At 44.1% G+C, this 25,204-nt stretch carries 11 protein-coding genes; 5 read left to right on the forward strand and 6 right to left on the reverse strand.

The genetic code is table 11. The annotated features are described in order from the left end of the window. Nucleotides 1-492: 492 nt before the first annotated feature. Nucleotides 493-3,561, forward strand: a complete 3,069-nt coding sequence (locus VIM89_RS19650; RefSeq protein ID WP_488157888.1) for a SusC/RagA family TonB-linked outer membrane protein — start codon at nucleotides 493-495, stop codon at nucleotides 3,559-3,561. A gap of 19 nt (nucleotides 3,562-3,580) precedes the next feature. Beyond that, nucleotides 3,581-5,107, forward strand: a complete 1,527-nt coding sequence (locus VIM89_RS19655; protein WP_488157889.1) for a RagB/SusD family nutrient uptake outer membrane protein — start codon at nucleotides 3,581-3,583, stop codon at nucleotides 5,105-5,107. 50 nt (nucleotides 5,108-5,157) lie between these two features. Here the strand turns inward: VIM89_RS19655 and VIM89_RS19660 are convergent, their stop codons facing one another. After that, a complete protein-coding gene (locus tag VIM89_RS19660) occupies nucleotides 5,158-6,048 on the reverse strand; it encodes an AraC family transcriptional regulator (RefSeq protein ID WP_488157890.1) in 891 nt (296 codons plus the stop codon). 493 nt (nucleotides 6,049-6,541) lie between these two features. Between VIM89_RS19660 and VIM89_RS19665 the strand changes: the two genes are divergently transcribed. The 3 genes from VIM89_RS19665 to VIM89_RS19675 are packed head-to-tail and all read left to right on the forward strand — an operon-like array spanning nucleotide 6,542 to nucleotide 14,220. Beyond that, nucleotides 6,542-9,415 carry a glycoside hydrolase family 2 protein gene (locus tag VIM89_RS19665; RefSeq protein WP_488157891.1) on the forward strand — a complete coding sequence of 958 codons (2,874 nt, stop codon included), beginning with the start codon at nucleotides 6,542-6,544 and terminating at the stop codon, nucleotides 9,413-9,415. 58 nt (nucleotides 9,416-9,473) lie between these two features. Further along, nucleotides 9,474-10,832 (forward strand): sugar porter family MFS transporter, encoded by a 1,359-nt coding sequence (locus VIM89_RS19670; RefSeq protein ID WP_488157892.1) that lies wholly within the window; start codon nucleotides 9,474-9,476, stop codon nucleotides 10,830-10,832. 16 nt (nucleotides 10,833-10,848) lie between these two features. Then, on the forward strand, nucleotides 10,849-14,220 hold the full coding sequence (locus VIM89_RS19675; protein ID WP_488157893.1) for a DUF5107 domain-containing protein: 3,372 nt from the start codon (nucleotides 10,849-10,851) through the stop codon (nucleotides 14,218-14,220). 101 nt (nucleotides 14,221-14,321) lie between these two features. On the opposite strand, the gene VIM89_RS19680 is transcribed toward VIM89_RS19675, so the two are convergent. The 5 genes from VIM89_RS19680 to VIM89_RS19700 form a co-directional block, all read right to left on the reverse strand. Further along, complete coding sequence (locus VIM89_RS19680; RefSeq protein WP_488157894.1) at nucleotides 14,322-15,518, reverse strand: serine hydrolase domain-containing protein; 1,197 nt, start codon at nucleotides 15,516-15,518, stop codon at nucleotides 14,322-14,324. Between the two features lie 401 nt (nucleotides 15,519-15,919). Beyond that, complete coding sequence (locus VIM89_RS19685) at nucleotides 15,920-18,373, reverse strand: bifunctional YncE family protein/alkaline phosphatase family protein (protein WP_488157895.1); 2,454 nt, start codon at nucleotides 18,371-18,373, stop codon at nucleotides 15,920-15,922. A gap of 151 nt (nucleotides 18,374-18,524) precedes the next feature. After that, nucleotides 18,525-19,826: a YdcF family protein gene (locus VIM89_RS19690; protein WP_488157896.1), complete on the reverse strand. Its 1,302-nt coding sequence runs from the start codon at nucleotides 19,824-19,826 to the stop codon at nucleotides 18,525-18,527. 53 nt (nucleotides 19,827-19,879) lie between these two features. Further along, nucleotides 19,880-21,412 carry a RagB/SusD family nutrient uptake outer membrane protein gene (locus VIM89_RS19695; protein ID WP_488157897.1) on the reverse strand — a complete coding sequence of 511 codons (1,533 nt, stop codon included), beginning with the start codon at nucleotides 21,410-21,412 and terminating at the stop codon, nucleotides 19,880-19,882. Nucleotides 21,413-21,435: 23 nt separating this feature from the next. Next, nucleotides 21,436-25,095, reverse strand: coding sequence for a SusC/RagA family TonB-linked outer membrane protein (locus tag VIM89_RS19700; RefSeq protein ID WP_488157898.1), 3,660 nt, complete (start codon nucleotides 25,093-25,095; stop codon nucleotides 21,436-21,438). Nucleotides 25,096-25,204: the final 109 nt, after the last annotated feature.

The raw sequence follows: 25,204 nt of genomic DNA on the forward strand, positions 1-25,204 counted from the left end.
TCGGGCAGCAGAAGCTGACGCCGTGCGAATTGAACTTTTCATTGTCCTTGTGATCTGGTTCCTTTCTCTCTTCTCAATCCAGGAATGTGTTCAGGTATTTTTTTTAATTTTTACGCAATATAATAATTTATTTACGAGTAAGCCAAATGAATTGCTAATTATCATAACGTCTCATTGTTAACACCACGAAATTCATTGGAGATGGCTTCTAAGGGAGGATTATTACTGAAAGGGATTATAGGTATCTAGTTTCATAACCAATACTAACCCTAGCTTCGCTTTAGGTCTATCCGGACTCTTTTTTATGGTTAAAAAATCCATCTTTTTAAAAATAATGTCCATTTAAAAAGAGTCACATTTCCGTTACGTTTACCACACCAATTATCCCCGCACTATACCCTGATGAAATACTGTCTAAAAGACAATTATTTTTTCATAAGGCAGTTTTGTTGCGGAACTTTTAACTAAAAACCAAACAAAAACCAATTTACTATGCAAAGATTTACTAAACTATTTTTGCGGCGAACGATTTTCATTTTGGTCACAATTTGTGCCATTTGTTTTTCAGCCGCAGCGCAAACAACGACGGTTAGCGGTGTTGTGACCGCCAGGGAGGACAATACGCCGATTCCTGGTGTAACCGTAACTATTAAAAACACCCAACAGGGCGTTGCTACTGATGCAAACGGAAAATTTTCATTGAATGTACCGCCAGGGGCTATTCTTGTTTTTAAACTTGTTGGATACGAACCCGCGGAGGCTGCCGTCAACGGGCCGGTGGTAAACGTTAGTCTTTCTGCCCGGCAGAACAATCTTAATGAGGTCGTGGTGATCGGCTATGGCACTGTAAAGAAGAAGGACCTCACCGGCGCAGTTGCCAATATAAAAGGCTCCGACATCAAATCGCAAGGCGTAAGTGATGTGACTAAAGCCCTCCAGGGTAAATTACCCGGTGTGACTATCGAGGCGGCGGGCGGCGATCCAGGCTCAGGAACAAGAATATTGATCCGGGGCGTAGGTTCGTTAAATAACGCAACCCCGCTTTACCTGGTAGACGGTGTGCCGGTGGCCAATATCAATAACCTGAGTCAAAATGATATCCAATCTATTGATATATTGAAGGATGCATCGGCTGCCGCAATCTATGGATCGCGTGCTGCAAATGGGGTCGTGCTGGTAACGACAAAATCGGGAAAAAATGGTCAAACCGTGATACAGGCAAATGCCAATTATGGTGTACAAAATATCGCTCATCGTGTGGATGTATTGAATGCGGAACAATGGGCGACGGTGAGCAATGAGGCGCATGACGCAGCAGGCATGGCCCGACTGGATATAGCTAAGAATCCGGAATCACTTGGCGCCGGCACCAACTGGCAGGATGCAATTTATCGCAGCGCTCCCATTCAACAATATGATCTACTCTTAAGTGGTGGAAATCAGTCTACCAATTACAGCGTTTCGGGAAGCTTTCTGGATCAGGATGGGATCGTAAAAGTTACAGGCTATGATCGCTATAACCTGCGGGCAAAGTCAGAAACCAGCAAAGGTCCGTTCAAGTTTGGCGAAACCATTGTTCTTACCCGGGAAAAAACGATCACGATGCCGGGGGGTTGGGGCGGGCAAGGCGGCAACCCTATTGGTTCTGCTGCCAAGATGATACCGGCTTTCCCTATTTATGATCCAACCGCTGTGGGTGGTTTCGCAGGTGCAACGGGTCCTGTTGTTAACGTCGCTAACCCGGTGGCACAATTAAATCTTGAAGACATCAATAGAGTGTCTTCCGATATTTTAACGAATGCATATGGCCAGCTTACTATTTTACCGGGCCTGACTTACAAACTTAATTTCGGCTACACCGCAGACTTTGGAACAGGCACCGATTACGATAAACGTTACGTGGTCGGTACGTTATTTTCGCACCCAACGAATGATTTAAGTATCAGTAAAGATCAAACAGATCTGTTACTGGTGGAAAATACGTTGAATTACACAAAGATTTTCGGGAAACATAGTATCCAGGCGCTGGCGGGCTATACTTACCAAAAAAATGATTACACCTATTTGCTGACAGCCAGGACGGATTTGCCCGATGGACTCGAAAACATCGACGCAGGTGCCGGTACCTCCACAACAGGGGGAAACAGCATTGAGAGTACTTTGCTTTCAGCATTAGGTCGTATTATCTACTCCTATGATGACCGTTACCTGATGACGGCCAGTATTCGCAGGGACGGTTCTTCACGTTTTGGTGCCAATAATAAATATGGCAATTTCCCATCTGTTGCCCTGGGCTGGAATGCATCTAACGAAAAATTTTACGGTTCTTCTTTGAAGGATATACTTTCCACTTTTAAGCTTCGGGCGAGTTATGGGGTGCTTGGCAATCAGGAAATTGGCGACTACCAGTATAGCGCTGCAGTTGCATCAAATATTAATTACGTAACGGGAACTACGCAACAAAAATGGTTTGGGGCCATCCAGACATCATTTGCCGACCCCAACATCAAATGGGAAAGTACCAAGACAGTGAACGCCGGTTTTGATGCAGGGTTTTTCCGCGACAAATTGTTTGTGACCGCTGATTACTTTATTAAAACCACAGACGATGTATTGCTGAATGTACCTATCCCTGGCTCAGCCGGGTCAACCAGCAACCCCGTAGTTAATGCCGGCAGTCTTCGTAATAAGGGTGTTGAGTTTGGGGTCAATTACAGCGATCAGATCGGAAAGCTGAAATATAGTGTCTTCGGTACCTTGAGCGCCGTAAAAAACAAAGTACTCCAATTGGGTACCGGTACGCAGCAAATCTTTGGCGGCCAGCCAACGCATCACGGTGCTTCAAGTACAATGACTGAAGCCGGGGGACCTGTTACCGGCTTTTATTTGATCAAAGACGTCGGTATTTTCCAATCGCAGGCTGAAGTCGATGCTTATAAGGATAAAAATGGGAATCTTATCCAGCCGAATGCACATCCGGGAGATATCAAATTTCTGGATGCCAATGGCGACGGACAGATCAATGACCAGGATAAAGTTTATATGGGCAGCCCCTTCCCTAATTTTGAATATGGCTTTGGCTTCAATCTATCCTACAAGAATTTCGATATTAATGCCTTTTTCCAGGGAACACAGGGCAACAAAATATACAACGGTTTACGCCAGGACCTGGAAAGTATGAGCCTTGAATTTAACTATTCAACGTCAACACTTAAAGCGTGGACACCTCAGAACACCAACACTACCGTACCGCGTGCAGTAATTGATGATCCGAATTTCAACGATCAGACTTCATCCCGCTTCCTGGAAAGCGGCAGCTATATGCGGTTAAAAACCCTGCAAATAGGCTATACACTGACGGACAATATGAAGCGCCGCCTGAAGGTTAACTCCCTGCGTATCTATGTTAGTGGAGATAACGTGTTTACTATAACTAAATATACAGGCTTCAATCCGGACCTGGGCAGGACAGGAAGCATATTTGATCGTGGTGTCGACTTTGGTCATGTGGCATACCCATTGGCCCGGACATTCAGCGTCGGTTTACAATTAGGTTTATAAAATGATAAAAGGAAGATATATGAAAAAGATATTACTATTTACCCTGGCGTTTTTCAGCTTGTTTAGCTGTAAAAAAGACGTACTGGAGAAAGTCAACCCTAACCAGATCACCTCGGATACGTATTGGAAAACCGAGTCTGACGTGCAGGCGGCCCTTGCGGCAACTTACAGCTTGTTCAGAGATGTTAACGGCGGTTATTGGGGAGTCCGCGGGATTGAATTATCTAACGGAAGAGGTGACGATTTTTTCATCCGTAATGACGTCGCTGACTTATACCGTTTGTCAACATTTACAAATACGCCCGACGATGGCCCTGTAAACGACTTCTGGAACGGCAGTTACCGTGCCATATTTCGCGCGAATCAAATCATCGAGAATGTAGGTAAGGTCCCGGGGCTAAGTGATGCCTCTAAAGCGGCGTATGTATCTGAGGCCAAGTTTCTGCGCGGAGTAAATTATTTTAACCTGGTCATCAATTTCGGAGACGTCCCTATGCATCTAAAAGTTCCGGTAAGCAAAGATGATTACTTCGTAGCCAAATCTCCTGAGGCAGACGTGTGGAAGCAAGTGATCCAGGACTTTACAGATGCAGCAACAAACCTTCCGGTAAGTTACCCTTCCAATTTTGTGGGTCGTGCTACAAAAGGCGCGGCCATTGCTTACCTGGGGAAAGCTCAATTATACACAAAAGATTATACAGGCGCTGAAACGACGCTCAAACAATTAACAACTGCGCCATTTAGCTATTCTTTAATGCCAAACTATCAGGATAATTTTTTGGCAACAACAAAAAATAATGCTGAATCGGTTTTTGAAATTCAGCTTGCTGATGTTGGCGGTACTAATCCCTGGGCGGGCGAAAATGCCAATGAAGCCATTGGTGTAACTACTGCACAGGAATTTGCCCCGGCTGAAGTGGCCGGATGGTTTGAAGTGAGCCCGACCGATAAGCTGTTCAATGAATTTCAAAAGGAAAAGACCACAAACAATGATTTTGACCCAAGAATGTATGCTACGCTTATCTGGAACTACCCGGGGGCTACATTCTATAACAAACCATTCAGCTCCTTCCAATTGTTATTTGGTTATAGCTCCATGTTCAAGAAATATCAGAATTTTAATCAAAACGGGGAAATTACCGGTGCCAGCGGTGCTTCCGACTACACATCGAGCAACAACGAAAGGGCATTACGTTATGCGGATGTGTTGTTAATGATCGGTGAGTCGCTCACTATGCAAGGCAAACTTGCCGAAGGGTTTACTTACGTAAAACAGATCCGTGACCGCGCAAACTTGCCGGCTATTGCCGTGCCGGCCAGCCAGGACGCTATGATGGCTGAGATCCGTCATCAGCGAATGATTGAGTTTGCGAGGGAAAATCAGCGGTTTTATGACCTGAAGCGTTGGGGGCTTCTTCAGCAGGAGATCACTAATAGCGACAAGGTTGGCAGGCAATATTTCGTTCCCGGGAAACATGACTATTACCCGATACCGCAGTCTGAGATCAATTCAAACAGCAAAATGGTACAAAACCCGAAATGGTAAGATTAATAATGATTGGTTGATTAAAAAGTGCGCTGAAAGGCGCGCTTTTTTTATATCTTCTTATGTTGATTTTTATACTTAGCAGGCGAAATCCCCATTAATTTCTTAAAAAGCCTGGAAAAATAGTAAGGATCGTCGAAGCCAAGCTCAGCACAAATTTCCTTGATGTTGCGGTCGCTAAAGTACAGGTATTGGCATGATTGCCATATTTTCAACTGGTTAAAATATTGGTGGGGCGAACGCCCGGTCTTAGCAGCAAACAACCTGCAATAATGAGAAACAGATAAATGCTGCCGGTCAGCTAATTCTTCAAGCGAGATATTTTGGTGGAGGTTGCTTTTCATGAAACTGATAGAGTCGGTTATCACATCACTTTCCTGGAGCGATGGATTGATCTCTTTATGGAAAATAAATGAGGAAACAAAGTCCAGTAGTTTGATATTAGAGATTTCCATTTCTCTTATATCAAAGCTATTTTCAACCAGGTCATAAATCTCATTAAAAGCCAGTATCCGCTTTTCTTCATAAGGGATCATCATTTTGCCCGGCTGATTACGCTCTGCATATCTTTGATAAAGCAGATCTGCACTTTCTCCCATAAAATGCACCCAGTAAATACTCCAGGGGTTCTCAATACTGCTCCGGTAATGGTGTGTGACATTTTTCGGTATAATGAAATATGAATTTGGTGTCAATATAATTTCAACCCCCTGTATGTGTATATACCCTATGCCTTCAACACAATACAACAATATATATTGCGGACTGCCTCCCTTTCGTTCACGGTCGTGGTTTACCGCACGGGGATAAAAGCCTATGGCAGTTAAATAGCACCTTTTGATCAGCTCATTTTTAACCACCTGTTTTTTCACATTCGGCGGCAGCACAATCATCCGCTGACCAACAAAACCTTCCTTTATTTTTTTGATTACAACAGCCATGGAAAAAGTACTCCTTAAGTAAATTTAAAAGCTATAAAAGTAATAAAACTATAATGGTATAAAAATCCATTAATACGATGACAATGTCCATTAAAATCCTAAATCAGACAGCCTATGAATGATGTATTCGCGCCAATTTAAACACTTAATATACTCATAATAAGTTAATTAAATTAATCTATAAGCCTATCGAAGCTCCATAATTCCCCAGTGGTTAATTGATATTTTTCTTAAATAATTCAACACATTTTAGTAGCAATTAAATCCATCTTTTTCCAATAAAAGTCCATTTGTAGTTTTTACCCGGCATGGTAATTTGCATCCGCCGATTATTCCTGAAAACAAATGAATTTTATTATACCTGAATTTGCCTATGCAGGATTTTGGGAGTAATGAAGGCAAAAGATAGCGAAACAGAGATTTCACACAGACCTATAAAAACTTTATATTAAATTTATTAGCACTTCGATAAATTATGATAAAACGAATCACTATGAGTATCAAAAAACGGTTCATTCCCGTTCTGATTGCAGGCCCATTCATTCTTTATTCTATTCATCTTAACGCTGCGCAAAGCTTAATAACGACGCAGAGCGATACGGTCAGTCTTTCGGGTAAATGGAGGTTTCAGACAGACCCGAATGATATTGGCATTAAACAAAGCTGGTATAAAAAACAGCTTGAAGGGGCAATCAAATTGCCCGGCTCGATGACCAGCAATCATCTGGGCGATGAAATTACAGTCAATACGCAGTGGACCGGTGGAATTGAGGATTCATCATGGTTTCGCAAGCCGGAGTACGCGAAATACCGCGAAGCCGGGCACATTAAGGTGCCATTCTGGCTGCAACCAGAAAAGTATTATAAAGGCGTAGCATGGTATCAAACCAACTTGAATATCCCAGCCTCATGGAACCACAAAGTGGCTGAACTATTTATCGAACGTGCGCATTGGGCAACCACTGTGTATGTTGATGACAAGTTAATCGGTCGGGAGAATAGCCTCGGTACGCCGCATGACTATCTCCTATTAAAAGGGCTAACCGCAGGTAAACACACCCTGACCATACGGGTTGATAACCGGATCAACGAAATTAATGTAGGGATAAACTCACACAGCGTAAGCGACCACACCCAGGGTAACTGGAATGGCATGGTTGGCCGGATTTATATGACGGCGAAACCAGCTTTTTTTATCAAAGATGTCCAGCTATACCCGGATATCGACCGGAAGCAAGTTTTGGCCAGAATAGTTATTGAACAAAATCAACTGACTAAAGAGCATGCGAAAATAACTCTCCAGGCAGTTTCGTCACACGGCAAAGCGATTTTACCGGCTGTGACCAAAACAAATATATCCGGTACTTTATCAGATACCATCAATATAACCTACCCAATGGGCGCTCACCCAGAGCTTTGGAGCGAACATCATCCTAATTTATATGCAATGAAGGTCAGCCTGGCTTCAGGTGCAGGACAGGACATTCGTACAATCCAGTTTGGTATGCGCAAATTCAGTTCTGTGGGTACTCAGTTCCGGATCAATGGACATCCTACCATACTGCGCGGTACACTTGACTGCGCAGCATTCCCATTAACTGGTTATCCGCCAACTGATGTAGCATCCTGGCTGCAGATTTTGCGTACGTGCAAGTCTTTTGGCTTAAATCATATTCGTTTCCATTCGTGGTGCCCGCCGGAAGCAGCATTTATCGCAGGTGACCAACTGGGCTTTTATTTCCAGATCGAATGCTCCTCATGGGCCAACCAGGGTGCTGTAATCGGCGATGGGAAGCCGTTGGATAAATATATTTACGAGGAAAGTAGAAAAATCGTAGAGGCATATGGAAACCACCCGTCGTTCTGCCTGATGGATTATGGAAACGAGCCGGCAGGTAAACATCTGACGGAGTACCTGACCGGATTTGTAAAATATTGGCAGGCGAAAGACTCCAGGCGTTTATACACAACCGGTTCCGGCTGGCCTATTATTGCTGAAGCTGATTATAACAGCACTCCCGACCCACGCATCCAACATTGGGGTGAAGGTTTAAAAAGCATTATTAATAGTAAGAAACCTTCGACAGATTATGATTGGTCTGAAATTATTTCAAAATGGCAGCACCCTACAGTTAGTCATGAGATAGGTCAATGGTGCGTTTATCCGGATTTTAAAGAAATAAGTAAATATAAAGGCATTTTCAAAGCTCATAATTTCGAAATATTCCGCGATCAGCTAGCGGCGAACGGGCTAAGCGCCTATGAAGATGAATTTCTCGATGCTTCCGGTAAATTGCAGACACTTTGTTATAAGGCTGACATTGAAGCAGCATTGAGAACAAAGGGCTTTGGCGGTTTTCAATTGCTGGGATTAGAAGATTTTCCCGGCCAGGGAACTGCCCTGGTGGGGGTACTTAATGCGTTTTACCAGCCTAAGTCGTACATCACGGCAGCAATCTATAATAGGTTTTGCAACGATGTAGTCCCTTTGGCGCGTTTTCCGAAAATGATCTATCTAAACGATGAAAATCTGAACGTTCCTGTCGAGATCTCGCAATTTTCTGAACATATTCTTAAAAACGCCTCTCCGAACTGGACCATCACCGATGCAACCGCAAAAACCATTTTTTCAGGGACATTCGAAAAACAGGATATTCCTGAAGGGAATGGCATTCCTCTTGGTTCAATAAAAGCCGATTTGAAAACCATCACTCAGCCATCAGAATTAACGCTCACTGTTAGAGTAGGTAATTATGCCAACAACTGGCGGTTCTTTGTTTACCCGCAACAGGTTAAGCAGGCCGATACCCATGTCATTGTAACCGACAAGCTAACAGATGAAGTGATCTCATCACTGAAGAACGGTGCCAGAGTTTTATTAACCTTAAAGAAAGGAACTCTGAAGGATGAATATGGAGGAAAGGTGGCCATCGGATTTTCCAGCATTTTCTGGAATACTGCCTGGACGCATGGACAAGCACCGGAGACACTCGGTATTTTGTGCGACCCTCATCACGCGGCGTTTAAATATTTCCCAACCGGGAATCATACAGATTATCAATGGTGGGACGCCATGACACACAGCAGCCCGATCATGCTCGACAGTGTTGCAAAGGGCCTCAATCCCGTTGTTCGTGTAATTGATGATTGGGTAAAGGCCAGGTCGCTTTCCCTATTGTTTGAGTGCAAAGTTGGCAAAGGCAAACTAATGGTTTCGGGCATCGACCTTCTCACAGATATGGCGGATAGGCCGGAAGCAAAACAACTCGCTTACAGCATCGAAAACTATATGAAAAGTGATGAATTTAATCCAAAAACAGAAGTAGAGCTAAGCAGAATTACAGCTTTGTATAATTCAAAAAATTGATTTATAAGTATTTCATCCCTGAATATAAGATGGTTGTTCAATTTTAACATTAGAAAAAATGGAAGTGTTGCAAAAAACAGAAGTTATTAAATTCAACAACGGTTACATTTTAGGGATATCGTTTATATCAGCCCTTGGAGGCTATCTTTTCGGGTTCGATTTTGCGGTGATCAGCGGAGCTTTGCCGTTTTTGAGAACAGCCTTTCATCTGTCATCATGGTGGGAAGGCTTCCTGACGGGTTCGCTTGCACTTGGTTGCATTGTCGGCTGCCTGATTGCGGGGAAAATAGCAGACAGGTATGGCCGAAGGCCGGGACTCGTTTGTTCCGCAGCCATTTTTGCTGTTTCTTCCATTGGAATGGCATCTTCTGCCGAGCTCTGGCAATTTATTGCCATGCGGTTTACAGCCGGTATTGGCGTCGGCATGGCGTCTATGCTGAGCCCGCTTTATATTGCAGAAATTTCACCGGCCCATACACGAGGCCGCAATGTGGCAATTAACCAGTTGACAATCGTGCTGGGAATATTGATCACCAACCTGGTCAATTATCTGCTGGCCGGGAAAGGCACTGATAGCTGGCGGTGGATGTTTGGCCTCGGAACAATACCAGCGACATTGTTTTTAACGGGCGTATTGTTTCTGCCCGAAAGCCCAAGATGGTTACTAAATGCCGGTTACAGAGAAAAAGCCGCTACAATTTTGGCTAAAATTGGTTCAGCTGCCTATGTCGACGCATCTATTAGAGATGTCAATAAAACGTCGAACCATTTATCAGGCAGTTCTTACCGGGATGTTTTTGCAAAAAATGTGCGGCCTGCGGTTATTGTAGGTATCACATTGGCTGTGTTTCAGCAACTGTGCGGTATTAACGTTGTATTCAATTATACATCTACCATTTTCAAGTCAGTTGGTGCTAACCTTGACAGACAACTATTTGAAACGGTGGCTATAGGGTTAGTTAACACCCTATTTACTTTATTGGCGATGTGGCAGGTAGATAAGCTAGGGCGGCGACCATTGATGCTTATCGGTTCTCTGGGTTTGTCGGTTGTATACGTAGTGCTCGCCTTCTTATTAGGGCATCAGGCAAGTGCCGGACTGGTATCCATATTTGTTTTGATCGCCATCGGATTATACGCAACCTCCCTGGCACCGGTCACCTGGGTCATTATTGCGGAAATATTTCCGAACCAAATACGGGGCGTTGCTTCTTCGGTGGCGATAGTCAGTTTGTGGATCGCATATTTTATCCTCGTTTTCACCTTTCCAATTCTCGCAGAACACCTGGGTACCTACGGCCCATTTTACCTGTACGCAGGTGTTTGTCTCTGCGGTTTTTTCTTCGTCAGATTAAAAGTAAAAGAAACAAAAGGGCGAACGCTCGAAGAGTTAGAACAGAATTTTATAGGACATTAACCACAGTTAAATTTATATGGAAGTTTCAATATGGCAGGAAGAGGTGGTATTACCTACTTATCGTACCGGGTTGCCCGATAAAAACCCAATGTTTTTTGAGAATAGGGTATACCAGGGAAGCAGCGGCGTTGTCTACCCGAACCCTGTGATCGAATCAATTGAAGACGAAAAAATTGACCAATTCTACCAGGCGCTTTTTCTTGAGAATAAATATTTGAAGATCATGATATTGCCCGAAATAGGCGGGCGGGTACATATGGCCTTTGATAAAATAGCGAACCGTCATTTCATATATTATAACCAGGTGATTAAGCCAGCGCTTGTCGGCTTGTGCGGCCCATGGATTTCAGGTGGTATTGAATTCAACTGGCCGCAACACCATCGTCCCAGCACTTTCGAACCAATTGACTACCTGACAGAAAACAACAATGATGGGAGCAAAACAGTATGGGTAAGCGAAGTCGAAAAAATGTTTCATACCAAGGGCATGGCTGGGTTTACCTTATATCCCGATAAGGCTTACCTGGAAATTAAAGCGCAGTTATATAACCGGACCAATCTTCCTCAGACTTTTCTCTGGTGGGCAAACCCGGCGGTGCATGTGAACGACCAATACCAATCCATTTTTCCGCCTGACGTGCACGCCGTGTTTGACCACGGCAAACGGGATGTTTCTTCGTTTCCAATCGCAACAGGCACTTATTATAAAGTTGATTATTCGCCCGGCACCGATATTTCGCGCTATAAGAATATCCCTGTTCCTACATCATATATGGCAGTAGGATCTGCATATAATTTCGTGGGTGGCTATGAGCACGATAAAAAGGCCGGGATGCTGCACATAGCAGATCATCATATATCACCCGGTAAAAAACAATGGACATGGGGTAATGGTGATTTTGGAATCGCCTGGGACAGGAACCTGACTGATGAAGACGGCCCATATATTGAATTAATGACGGGCGTTTACACCGATAATCAACCGGATTTTGCCTGGATCATGCCTAATGAAGAGAAGTCTTTTACGCAATATTTTCTTCCTTATCGCGAAGTTGGGATGGTTAAAAATGCTACGAAGGATATCTTGCTTGGATTAGATACAGAAGACGATACCATTACTGTCAGGGTGTTTGCTACATCAATCCAACGGGGGTTGACTGTTAGGCTGAAAATTGGCGACAAATTATTTATCGACGAGACAGTGGATATTTCGCCTGAAAAACTGTTTGAAAAGTCGTTAAAGATAGCCCATTTAAATGCCTGCGACTTGCGGCTCTCTGCGTTAGATCACGAAAATAAAGAACTTTTGACCTATCAACCTGATCGAGGCGATGAGGTGCCGGCGATTCCTGATCCGGCGTCGCCTGCACTTATGCCGAAAGACATCAATAGCATTGAGCAGCTTTTCCTTACCGGCCAGCACCTGGAGCAATACCGGCATGCAACTTATAGCCCGGTACCTTATTATGAAGAGGCGCTTTCCAGGGAACCCGGCGACGTAAGAAGCAATAACGCTTTAGGGGCGTGGTACCTTCGCAGGGGTAAATTTGAGGTCAGTGAATCTTATTTCAGGAAGGCGATTGAAACGGCTACACAGCGAAACCCTAATCCATATGATGGTGAGTCCTATTACAATCTTGGGCTCTCACTTCATTATCAGCAAAGACCCGATGAAGCTTATGATGCATTTTTTAAGGCGGCATGGAGCAGCGCCTGGCAGGATAGTTCCTATTTTGCTATAGCGAAGATCGATGTTCAGCGCGGTGACTACGAGCTTGCATTAGAGCATATCAACTGGTCGCTCGACAGAAACGCCAGGAACGGCAGAGCGTACCTGGTAAAAGTTCATGTACTACGGAAACTCAACAGAATACAGGAAGCGGTAGCTGTTGCCAAAGAGACACTAAAGCGCGATCATTTTAACCTGGGCGCATTATTTGAGCTGTATTTTTGTTACCTGGATCAAGGCGACCAAAGTGGGGCTGAAGAAGTCATCGACAACTTGCAAAAACTAAGCAGAGGCAATGCGCATACACTGATCGAATTTTCTATTGAATTTGCTGATTTGGGGCTGTTCACCCAGGCAATTGAATTGCTGCTCAATAATACCGCGTCGGCAGAGTTGAATTCGCCTCTGATTAACTATTATATGGCCTATTACTGGAAAAAGGCAGGGAATGTGGACCAAAGCTACGTTTACCTGATGAAGGCAGCAGAGTCCGAACCAGGCATTTGCTTTCCGAATCGCCTTGAGGACATTTTAGTCTTGCAATATGCTATTAAAAATATTCCTTCAGATGCAAAGGCACTTTACTTCCTCGGAAATCTTTGGTATGATAAAAAACAGTATGAGGAGGCAATGATTTGCTGGGAGAAAGCGATTGTGGTTTCACCCACTTTTCCGACACCTTACCGCAATCTCGCAATAGCCATTTACAATAAGCGAAAACAGCCGGAGACAGCGCTTAATTTATTTGAAAAAGCGTTCCAATGCGACATATCCGATTCGAGAGTATTGATGGAGCTGGATCAGCTTTATAAAAGAATGAACAAACCTGTTTCGTGGCGCCTTGAGAAATTAAAAAGTCTTTTATCCCTGGTGCAGCAAAGGGACGATCTGTACCTGGAGCAAATTTCCCTGGAAAATTTTTCCGGCAATTTCGGATTGGCATATAACCTTTTAATGACCCGAAAATTTCATCCGTGGGAAGGCGGTGAAGGCAAGGTATCGGGCCAATACGTTTATAGCCTGACAGAGCTTGCCAAACAGGACATTGCTAATGGTTTATATGAAATGGCCATTAAACGATTGAATGAGGCGCAGCACTTTCCTCATAATCTCGGTGAAGGTAAGCTTTATGGCGCTCAGGAAAACGATATATTCTTTTGGCTGGGCTGCGCATATACAGGATCAGGGGATTCAATTAATGCAGAGATTAATTGGAAGAAGGCATCCAAAGGATTGACCGAGCCAAGTGCGGCAGTCTTTTACAATGATCAGCAGCCTGACAAGATATTTTACCAGGGCCTGGCCTGGGAGAAATTAGGCGACCTGGTACAAGCAGAAAATATCTTTCACAATCTGGTGAAATACGGCGAAAGAAATCAAGATAAAGAAGTGCGGATAGACTATTTTGCTGTATCGTTACCTGATCTGCTGATTTTTGACGATGACCTGCAAAAAAGAAACTACTTGCACTGCAGGTACATTTCCGGCCTCGGCTATCTTGGGCTAAAAAAATATGACATGGCAGAACAATTTCTTAAGGAAGTTCTTGCAGGAGATGCAATGCACTTTGGCGCAATAACCCATTTGCGGCTGTTGGCATACCTGCAAAATAATGCGGAAGCTATGCGAACAGATTCAATCAGGCAAACCGGGTTATAGAGACGCTGCATGAGAATGGTTATTTGTTGAATATCCTTTATTATTTTGCGGATAAATAAAAATGCCCCGACGGGGCATTTTATCTAATAGCAAGGCTTCACCTATTTCTTTAAGTAAGGCTGCATCTCTTTGACCGAAGGTACTAAATAGCCAAATGCTTCCCACCCGCTATTTGGTATATCCCTTCGATTATAATTGCCCCCGGTAAATACAAGTAATATATCCATGTCCCTCCAAAAAAATATATTCTGGCCGCCATTACCATCTGCATACGGCAAATCAGTTTTGTAATGGTTGTATTCGCTCATAAAGCCTACCCAAAATTGAAAACCATAACCTTGGGGTATATGTGGATTTTCCGATGGCCTGGAAACCTGGGTATTTAATGATTGTTTTACCCAATCCGTATCTAATACCTGCATATTGCCCCATTTGCCATAGTTCATATACAAAAGCCCGAATTTGGCCAGGTCCCTCGACCTTAACCTGAGGCCCCACGCAGCAGCAGTTAAATTCTTATTATAAGGCATGGATTCCCACGTAAACTTCCGGATGCCGAGCGGAGCAAACAAATTCTTCTCCGCGTATTTATCCAGTCTTTCGCCGGTAGCTTTCCTGATGATCTCTCCTAAAAGCATGGCACTGGCTCCGCTGTAGTTCCAAACCTTACCCGGCGTTGATATAAGCTTTCGGCTCAAAATAAATAAAATCGGGTCGTGGCTCCTGTCCATTTGGGTTTCACTGTTGTCTGAATCGAGGTAGGAAATCTTTTCATCCCATTCTAAACCGCTTGTCATGGTTAACAGGCTCCGGATCGTTATTTTTCTCTTAGCCGCGTCGAAATATTTTGCATATTCTTTGAAGTAGGAAAAGATGGGTTCATCAATGCTCTTGATAAATCCTTGTTTTACGGCAATGCCGATGCACGCCGAGGTAAAACTTTTTGAAACACTCCTGCAATCGTGCAGGTCATTGATCGTGTGGTTTACATAGCCTACAGGTGCCCCGCCATGAACCTCATCTTCACCGGCAAAATAATTTTCATAGATGAGTTTGCCATGCCTGAGGATGAGCATGCTGTGGATATTGGGATATTTATCAGCCAGTATAAGTTTGGTAAGCGCTACAATTCTGCCGGTGTCCATACCGTTATTATACATTGCATCGACAGGCAGCCCATCGGAAAGCTGTATAGGTTCTGCATACGAATATGCTGTGGAACGGTAATGCGAATGACAACCGGTCAGAACGGAAGATATAAATACAACTGCCAGAAAAACCGCTATTACTTTTACCATTTATTTATTTGAGTATTGAAACCGGCTTGTGTTAGTGACGGTGATTTTACGGGTTCAAAGAAAATGCCATAATTGTATAAAATTGATTATCAACTTGTTGCTTCAAATCCAAATGTGACCCGTCCGGAATTGATACGGTAAATGTCCGGCTTTGATGCACGATATAATTCGTTCGGCAAAAGTATAATCAAATTCATCGGTAGGCCAATAGTGTCAAATCGAAGAGAAAGGGTTCTAAATGTTTCCCTATGGGCTACCATAAAATCGCGAAATCCGCGAAACTTCGGTGAAGTTCCGCGGATTTTTTATTTTCACATACAAGATTTTGTACAAATTGTGTATTTTCCTCCCTCACAATTTGTTCTGATGCCATTTGTGATCAGATGTGTTAAACCCCTTTATTATTTCTTATCGTCGTCATCCGCCTGGGCTGCCTTTACAAAGGCTGCGTGAACAGGGGCAGGCGCTGTTGCTTTTTCGCCTTTAACCGCTTTCCATATCATATTATTCATTACGTTGTCGGGCACGCGGTCAACCCGGGAAAAATCAAGCCCTTTAGCCATCGCCGCCAACTTTGTACCCTTAGGGTTAAGTTCATTCAGGTTGATATTAGAGGGAAGACTTTGGAATGACCGATCATCAGGCTTGCTATTAAAACAGCGCCACATGGGTGTTGCCGACGCGTCATACTGGGTCATCGGCGGCAGTCCAAGTATCAGCTCTATGGTACGCAGCACAGATGAGGTGGAATACATAGTATGGTCAACGAAATTGCGTTTTACAAAGCCCCCGGCTATATATGCAGGAGAGCGATGTGCATCCACGTGATCGGAGCCATTCTGAGCATCGTCCTCTAGAATGAAGATGACGCTGTTTTCCCATATGGGGCTTTTACTTATGTGTTCAACCAGCATACCTACGGCGAGATCATTATCCGCCACATGCGCGAACGGGGTAGGTCTGCCGGCAGTAGTGCCTTCGGTATGGTCAGAAAGCATACGAATGGTCATTAGCTGAGGCAGAACGTTGTTATGCATCAATGAATCAAAATCTCTTTCCCATACATGATAGCGCATGGTGTCGGGATCGCGCAGGTCGTGGGTTGGATATGCCTTTGGAAAATGGTCCTTCAAAACAGGAATTTGTGGCGTATTGTCAGCGGATATAAACTCGCCGTAAGTGCGGAAACTCACTTTAAAACGATCTGCCTGATCCCAAATGTACAGTTTGTTGTGGGCCGTTGCGCCGACAGCCCCCGGGCCACGGCCGCCGTAACTGGTAGGCCAGTTCTTTTCCATATAATCGGTGGCGTAGGCCCCAAGGCTCCAGTTATGCCCGTCGGCGCTTACTTCACCGTCCACGTAAAAATTATCCAGCAGCACAAAGTTCTGCGCCAGGGCATGATGATTTGGTGTAATGTGTTTGCCAAATAAAAGCAGGCTGGTATCACCGTTGCCGCCAGGGATGTCAGACAGCACCTGGTCATAAGTGCGGTTTTCCTGGATGATATAAAAAACATATTTGATGGGCGACCGATCGCCTACTTTGCCCGGAACAGGATTAGCCGGTTCGCTACTCGCACTAGTTTCCTGCGTTCTCTGATAAGGCGTGTTATGATAAACTGCCTGCGAATACACTGACAATTGTTTTTCGGTTGGGGTTGGGATTATGCTCAGCGTACCCATTAACAAGCCTCCGCCTATGTATTGGACCGGATGTGGCTTTTCAGGGTCACCGCCGTGCAATACCACTGTTTGGCCTTTTGCCGTGGGGTTGGGGCCGTATGGATTTGGAAATGATGAAAAGCCTTTGCCATTGGCCACGTACAATTTATTGCCGATCACGCGCACTACGCTGGGGTACCAGCCCGTAGGCACAAATCCCAGTGATCGGCTGGCACCAGGCTTGCTGACGTCAAATACGGCCAGGCAATTATTATCTGCGTTGGCAATATATAATGTTTTATCATCCTTGCTTAAGGCTACAGAATTACTGGTTGTTCCGCTTAACCGCGTAGGGTGCACCGCAGTATTCAGCGTTTCTATAACTACCGCCTTGTTTACGTCGATCACAGAAACGGTATTGTCGTTGGCATTAGCCACATACAAATATTTTCCATTCCTGGAGATACACAGATCATTCGGGTTGTCTCCGACTGCAACTGGATCAAGCAGCTTATTTTGCTTCGTGTCAAATATGGCTACTTTGTCGCCTCCCCAAAGGCTGATATACAATTTTGACCGGTCAGGTGAAAGAAGACAGGTATAAGCTTCAGTGCCCAAACCAATCTTTTGCCTGATATTTTTTGTTTTCAGATCGATGAGATAAAGGCTGTTATCCTGCTTGGTGACTACATACAATATGCCTTTCTTGTCGTCAAGCGCCAGGCCTGTGGGCGAGATTGTGCTTGGATTCTTTTTTCTGCTCCATGCATCACCCAGCTTTATGGTATCCCGCGCCACTAATTTTTTGTTGTCAATAGCATACCGGATGATCCAGTTGTTATCGCCGCCCGAAACATAAAGCGAACGTTCGTCGGCACTGAAAACAAGGCCGCCCCAGGCTTTACTGATAACCACTTTGTCCAGTTCCACGTCATTCCGGGCGTCCAGAAGTTGAATAGTTTGAGTACTTTGCCCATTATTGGTAACAGCGGCATACTGATGACTCCTGCTTACGGCAATGTTCAAAGGCAGGTCGCCAAGCGGAAGGCTTTTGCCAACCGGTGTAACCGACCATCCGTTAGGCAATTTTATCCTGTTTTTTTCGATGGAAGCGAGTTCCTGCGCCTGTGCATAAATACAGCCGGCCAGCAACAGGCTGGCAGCCACAAAAAGAGTTTTGTTTAATGACATATGATAAAAGATATGTTCGGATACGCCCTGGCGTGTTTAGCATTGGCGTAAGTTTTTCGTCGGCTTTATATCCAAAGAACGTATCCGATTATGAATTTAAGATTAACTCCTATTTTTTGATCCGGAATCTGGTGAAAAGGCAAACCTTATGCTATGGGTCCAATGGATCCAGCGGATCCATGTGCAGGCTCTCCCAGGTTGGATAAAAAACAATGTCATGATAGGATATGCTTTTTTTACCGCGATAAGGTAAATAACCCAGGTCATGTATATTTCTTTTATCAAAAGCATCCATCATGACATAATCATGCTGGCTCTTGCTGGTTACAAATAGCGAGGGCTTATCGGTGGGTATACCGTAGCGTATCATCAGCCGGTTGGCATTCCTGAAGTTAGTGGTGGTATGCCGTGCGTGCGGATCAATAATAATAGCAGCGGCAGGTATACCATATTTTTTTACCAGGTATTTTTTCATTTCCATGGCTTCACAATACGGCCCCCTGAAAGGGTAACAATACCCCCCGCTGGTAATAATAAAAGGAGCCATTCCATTAAGATAGCGTATGGCGGCCACATCGCAATGTATTTTATTGTCAGGACTGATCGGGGTAGTAGTCAGCTCAGGTCCGTTGCCCGGGATAACGATAGCAGCGTAGGCATATTTACTCCATTGTGTTGTTTTTATGCTGCTGACCGCCGCTTTATTTTCGCCCTGTTCCATTGGCTCGAAACGGGCCGGTTCATCGCGGTCGTTGGCATCCATAAGATGCATGGCCACAGCCAGAGATGGCTGGTAGAACATGCTCATCGTATCACTCTGTTCATCAAGAAGGGCGAACATATCCTTCATCACCATCCGGTAGTAGCGACTATTAACCGGATAGTTAGGCGTGTCAATGCGGGGAAATCGCATTTTCTTTCCCAGCCCAAACTGATCGATCATATAATTGATGCCATAAACATATTGTCCCAATGCCTTTAAAAACAGATCCTTGTTGCTCAGGCTCACAAAACGCTGATAATATCCTGAAGGACGCAAATGTTTATTGATCAGCCTGTCAAATTCGGCACGGTGGTTTTCATACAATGCCAGCATGGTTTGAGCCAGTTGCGTAGAATCCTCTTTGCTGTATTTAAAACCGCCTACCATAGAGGCAGGCATGGAAGTCGTATCAGTAACGTGCTTTTTTATCAGATCTAACCTTGCCTCAAACAATTGCTTCAGGTAGGTATCACCGGCAATTATTTTTTTAATATCCGGCGAATGGTCAATAACGGTGAGAAGGTAAAAATTTTTGTCGGCAACCAAATTGCCCGAATGCAAAAAATGATAATTTTTATCGAAGCCGGCACCTTGTTGAGACTGTGCTGCCGAAAAATTGGTAAAGAAAACGGAGAGGCATAGTATAAAACAGATACAATGCCATATGTTGCTGATTCCGGTGTTTTTCATATTCTTTCTATTATAAAAAAAGGGAGCTTTTTAGGGCTCCCCGGTATTGAAATTTAATAACCTGGATTTTGAAACATTTTAACCGGGTCTAACTTGGTTTCATTGAATGGGATTGGGTAATACCTGTCCTTAGTTCCGAAATTAGCCAGGATGGCTGATCCGAAATCGGCCTGGTTTTTTGCATGAAAATAGCTAACCAATTCATCCGTTGTAAAAAAGCGCAACAGGTCAAACCAACGATGGTGTTCAAAAGCCAGCTCCACACGGCGCTCGTGCAATATAGCCAGTTTAAGCGTAGGGAATTTGGCACTGTACGCCGGGTCCTGGGAAGAAACCTCGTAAGATGGCATTCCCGCTCTCGCGCGAACCATGTCGAGGTATTGAATTGCGGCGGTATTATTGCCCAGATACATATTCACCTCGGCAAGCATCAGAATCACATCAGCATAGCGCATTAAAATCCAGTCATTGCCGCCATAGCCGTTTATACCGGCGCCCGGACTTGTGTCTCTGAACTTGGTCACAAACCAATCCTTAACATTCGGGTCGTTGGCATATTTGATAGAAAATGTACCGCGGGGGTCATTGGCTTCGTATTCGTTAACCAGGTCATGGGTTACATTGTCGCCCACGCTTGACGAAGATTTTTGGGAGTTGATCGTTTCGCCTTTTGCCTGGCTGTTGGCCGCGATACTTGAACTATAAACAGGATCGCCCTGCTTATTTACAATCTGCCATATTAATTCAGGACAGGTTGATTTTTGGGTTACATCAAATACAGAAGTGTATGGAATATCCGAAAGACTGCTGAAGGTCTTAAGGTTATAAGCCGCTGTAAGATAAGTTAACGCATTGTTAAGGTTTGTCGTACGGTTACTCTGATCTTCTGTAGTAGCCATTGTTAAATATACCTGTCCCAGTAGCGTATTTACGGCAGCCAAGGACAACCGGCCAATAATACCGGCAGATTGAGTGGATGGAAGCGGGCTCTTAACGGCATCTTTTAAATCGCTCACGATTTGAGCATAAACGTCTGCCTGCGGCGAGCGAAAAGTATTAGCCGTAATGTCAGCTGTGGTGGTGAGTTGTTTAGTCACCAGGGGCACATCGCCCCATTCGCGCACCAGGTGAAAATAGATCAAGGCACGGATCGATTCAGCTTCGGCTTTATACACCTGTTTGGTATCAGCGTTTGCAAAAGATACTTTATTGATGTTGGATAGTACAATATTGCAATCTGCAATTACATTATACATGGCCAGCCAATGGGTATACAGATAGCTGTTTGTTGGTATCAATGAAAAATTGTTGAACTGAAAGGGTTCGCCTGCGTTCGACTGATTATCGTTCGTTCCGGTATCGTCTGATCGCTGGTCGGTCCATAAGTCACTACCTTCACCAATGGTATTGCCGCTTCTTAAAGCAGCATAGCATCCGTTGACCGCTAATAACACATCGTTTTCATTTCTGAAGGAATTGCTTACAGCAATAGCATCAGGATTGTTTTGCTGCAGGAAGTCTTTTTTGCATGAACCTAATGCAAGGCATATGGTCAGGCTCAATAATTTAATATATTTATTTTTCATGTTATGCTATGTTGATTGATAGATTAAAAGGTTGCCTTAATACCCAGGTTATAGGACCGTACAAGAGGATATACCCCATAGTCAATACCCGGGGCAAGGTTTGCGCCTTGTGAACCACCGTATGAATAATCATAATCTACTTCCGGATTATAGCCTTTATATTTTGTTATCGTAAAAGCATTATTTATTGAGCCGTACACTTTCAGGGCGGTGAAACCCAATTGACGCAAAAGTGAGCCCGATTTGATATTATACCCTAAGCTGATATTGGTGGCTCTCAGGAACGAACCGTTTTGAAGATAAAACGTAGATAGCCTTGTGCTGTTGCTCTGCGTTCCACCGCGCGATGCCCGGTATACCGTACCATTCCCCGGATCGGAAGGGTTGCGGTAACGGTTTGCTACATCCTCATATTGATTACCTGAGCCTTCCATATTATACAGGTAATAGTCCTGGCCATCAAGCACCTGGTTACCATACGATCCGTTAAATGCCGATGAGAAATAGAAGTTTTTATAAGTTGCATTGATTGCAAAACCATAAGTGAATTTAGGATACGGATTACCTATGATCCCGGCATCTTTGCTATTGATAACCCCATCGCCGTTGGTGTCCTTGAAATAAAGATCTCCCTCTGCAAGCGGATTGGTTGAAAAGGTGGAAATTGGTGGCCCTACGGGTTTGTAACCCGCGGGATAGGATTGCGTTGCAGCGTTATAATGTGATTTGTCGATGGCGATGTTTGCCAGGTCTGCTTGGGTAACTATGCCTGCTACCTGGTAGCCGTAGAACATGCCAATCGGGTAACCGGCTTCTGTTATACTGGTTAAATAAGAACGTTCGGCGCCATTGGTAATAATGGTATTGCCACCGCCAAGGTTCAATACTTTGTTCCGGTTAATGGATATATTACCAGATAAGCCGAGAGTGAAATCTTTGGTGACAATTGGTTTACCGTCTACCTGGATATCAAACCCTTTGTTGCTTACCTTTGAATTCCTCAAATTGGTCAGAATGGTCGAACTACCGGAAACCGCAGACACGGGCTGGTTAAACAATAAATTGTAGGAATAACTCAGGTAATAGTTGGCAATAATGAAAAGCCGGCCCTTAAATAAGCCCATATCCGCACCAAAATTATATTGCGATGTAGACTCCCAACCCAGATTCTGATCTTTTATTCCTGCCGGTGTATTAGCCGAAGTAACCGTACCGGTTCCAAAAACAACGCTGCCCGGTGCATTAAGTGTTTGCTGCGTATTGTAATTACCAATATTATTATTTCCACTCAGGCCCCAGCTTGCCCTCAGTTTTACAGTTGATTGTTCTCCGAGCCAATTGTGATAAAACGACTCATCGGATAAATTCCAGCCGGCGGATACGGAAGGGAACGTACCATAGCGGTTGTTCGGTCCAAACCTTGAAGACCCGTCCCGGCGAAATGATGCCGATAAAAAGTATTTGCTGTCGTAATTATAATTTACCCTGCCGAGGTAAGACAATAATGTATAAACCGATGTCCCAGTATTTTGAACGCCTTCCGGAGCGCCGGTGGTTATCAGCGTTATATTATTGGGTGCAGCGCCTGTAATGTTTGGCACGTTGTCATTCTGAAAACCTATTCCCTGTAGTGTCAAAACATCGTTTGAAGTTTTTTGGGCAGTGTATCCGATTAACCCGTCTATATGGTTTTTTCCAAACTGCTTGGTGTAATTAAGCGTAAATTCTCCCAGCTGATCCTGGAAAGCTACCGTTTGCTGAATTGCTTTAGCCGCTGCGATTGATTGCGGAGAGCCCGGAGGGTTTGCTCCGTTACTGATATCGGTTGGCAGGTAATAGTTATAATCTTCTCCGTAGGTCTGCATGCCCAGGTTCGCTTTAAAAGAGAAGCCTGGTAGAATCTCATAGGTCGCCTGGGTATTATAAGTTGCCCTGTTACCGGTACGGTTGATTTTGATCAATTCGGCAGTCGCAATTGGATTTTCGATAGACTGGTAACCATAAGCTGTTGATTGTGCAGCGGCCAGGTTTGTTGCAATGCTGCCATCCGGGTTATACGCAGGGAAAATAGGCATATAGATCAGTGCGCCCATTGCCGGGCTGTGATCCCAGCGGCCATCCTGTGTTTCCTGGTTGGTATTGTGTGTGTAAGCTACGTTGGCCGCGATCTTTAATCTTTTACCAATATTACCATTGATATTGGCGCGGAGGTTTATTTTTTGCTGGCCTGTGCCGAGCATAATGCCGGGCTGATCCTGGTAACCTGCACTCAGGTAATACTTTGTATTGGTTGAGCTCCCTGTAAATGACAGGTTATGGTTTTGGGTCAAGGCATTCCGGTATAATTCATCCTGCCAGTCGGTATTAACAGTTTGATGAATAAGGCTCTGCGTGGCAAAATCATACAAACCTGTAGGAATCTGTACGGAACTGGCATTACCTACGTTTGCTACACGGGTGGCATTATTGTCAGAATACATAGCATCGTTCCAGGTATGTCCTGTATTTACCCATAGATCATGATAGGTATCATTACGCCCGTCGATAACTAATTGGGCAAACTGGTCGGCATTCAATAGGTCTACTTTTTTGGCCAATTGATTTATGCCGATCTGATAATCATACTCAAACGTGCCTTTCTCATCTTTGGAGCCATGCTTTGTTGTGATCAATACAACGCCCCCTGCGGCCCTCGAACCATAGATGGCAGCAGAAGCCGCGTCCTTCAGGATATCGATCGATTCAATGTCTTCTGTATTAATAAACAGGTCATTTCCGGCAGGATAGCCATCAATCACATATAAAGGATCTGAGCTGGCATTGATGGTACCTACCCCTCTCACGCGTATCCTGGTACTTTGATAGGGTGCACCGCTTACCTGCGATACTTGTACACCAGCTACTTTGCCAACCAGGGCCTGTCCAAGCGTTGGAGCAGTACTGTTAAGCTCATTTGCTTTAACACTTGCTATTGCACCGGTGAAATCGCTCTTGCGCACCGATTGATAACCGATGGCAACTACTTCATTCAATATATTGCTGGACGGTTTTAATTTAACATTAAGCTCTGTCTGATTGTTAACGACAATCTCCCTGCTTTCATAACCTACAAACGAAAATACCAATGTCGCACCCTGATCTAACGTAATGGTGTATTTTCCATTCATATCGGTTGCAGTACCCTTATGAGTAACCTTTTCATAAACGCTTACCCCCGGTACCGGCAGATTTTGCTCATCCGTAACAGTACCGCTAATGGTAACTTGTATCTGCTGAACTTTTAATGGCGTCTTTTGGGAAACAGGATTTTTTTCTACCCGGATTACGATGTGGTGGTCGTCCACCTGGCTAATAGTTCCTTTATAATCCTGTAATAATTGTTGCAAAATCTGGCTGATGGTTTTATTGGTCATGTTTAAAGTGACCCTTTTTTTAACATCCACCGAATTGTCATACGCGATAATAAATTCCGTTTTTCTTTCAATGATATTAAATACATCCTTAAGCGTCTCATTTTCAGCAGAAATGGAGATACGGGTATTATTGATCGTCTGACCTTCGGCAGCGTAAACGGAGATTGCCGGATTAAACAGGAAAATGACGATAATGAGGAGCGGTATGGATGCTGAAATAATATTTTTTAATAAAATAAATAGAGACTTGATTCGATAAAAAATTTGCATTTTCGATTAATTTTTAATGATTGTATAGTCGTTTAAAAATGCTGGTGCTACTGTAGCGCCCGCTTATACAGGGAATGGTCACAACATTCCCTGTTTTGCTAAATCTGTT

Origin of the sequence: Mucilaginibacter sp., assembly GCF_036568825.1 — a bacterium.
Lineage (GTDB): Bacteria > Bacteroidota > Bacteroidia > Sphingobacteriales > Sphingobacteriaceae > Mucilaginibacter.

What these genes read in the sequence shown, in the direction of transcription:
- VIM89_RS19650 (WP_488157888.1), top strand. Translation starts at nt 493, where the DNA reads ATGCAAAGATTTACTAAACTATTTTTGCGGCGAACGATTTTCATTTTG.
- VIM89_RS19655 (WP_488157889.1), top strand. Translation starts at nt 3,581, where the DNA reads ATGAAAAAGATATTACTATTTACCCTGGCGTTTTTCAGCTTGTTTAGC.
- VIM89_RS19660 (WP_488157890.1), bottom strand. Translation starts at nt 6,048, where the DNA reads ATGGCTGTTGTAATCAAAAAAATAAAGGAAGGTTTTGTTGGTCAGCGG.
- VIM89_RS19665 (WP_488157891.1), top strand. Translation starts at nt 6,542, where the DNA reads ATGAGTATCAAAAAACGGTTCATTCCCGTTCTGATTGCAGGCCCATTC.
- VIM89_RS19670 (WP_488157892.1), top strand. Translation starts at nt 9,474, where the DNA reads ATGGAAGTGTTGCAAAAAACAGAAGTTATTAAATTCAACAACGGTTAC.
- VIM89_RS19675 (WP_488157893.1), top strand. Translation starts at nt 10,849, where the DNA reads ATGGAAGTTTCAATATGGCAGGAAGAGGTGGTATTACCTACTTATCGT.
- VIM89_RS19680 (WP_488157894.1), bottom strand. Translation starts at nt 15,518, where the DNA reads ATGGTAAAAGTAATAGCGGTTTTTCTGGCAGTTGTATTTATATCTTCC.
- VIM89_RS19685 (WP_488157895.1), bottom strand. Translation starts at nt 18,373, where the DNA reads ATGTCATTAAACAAAACTCTTTTTGTGGCTGCCAGCCTGTTGCTGGCC.
- VIM89_RS19690 (WP_488157896.1), bottom strand. Translation starts at nt 19,826, where the DNA reads ATGAAAAACACCGGAATCAGCAACATATGGCATTGTATCTGTTTTATA.
- VIM89_RS19695 (WP_488157897.1), bottom strand. Translation starts at nt 21,412, where the DNA reads ATGAAAAATAAATATATTAAATTATTGAGCCTGACCATATGCCTTGCA.
- VIM89_RS19700 (WP_488157898.1), bottom strand. Translation starts at nt 25,095, where the DNA reads ATGCAAATTTTTTATCGAATCAAGTCTCTATTTATTTTATTAAAAAAT.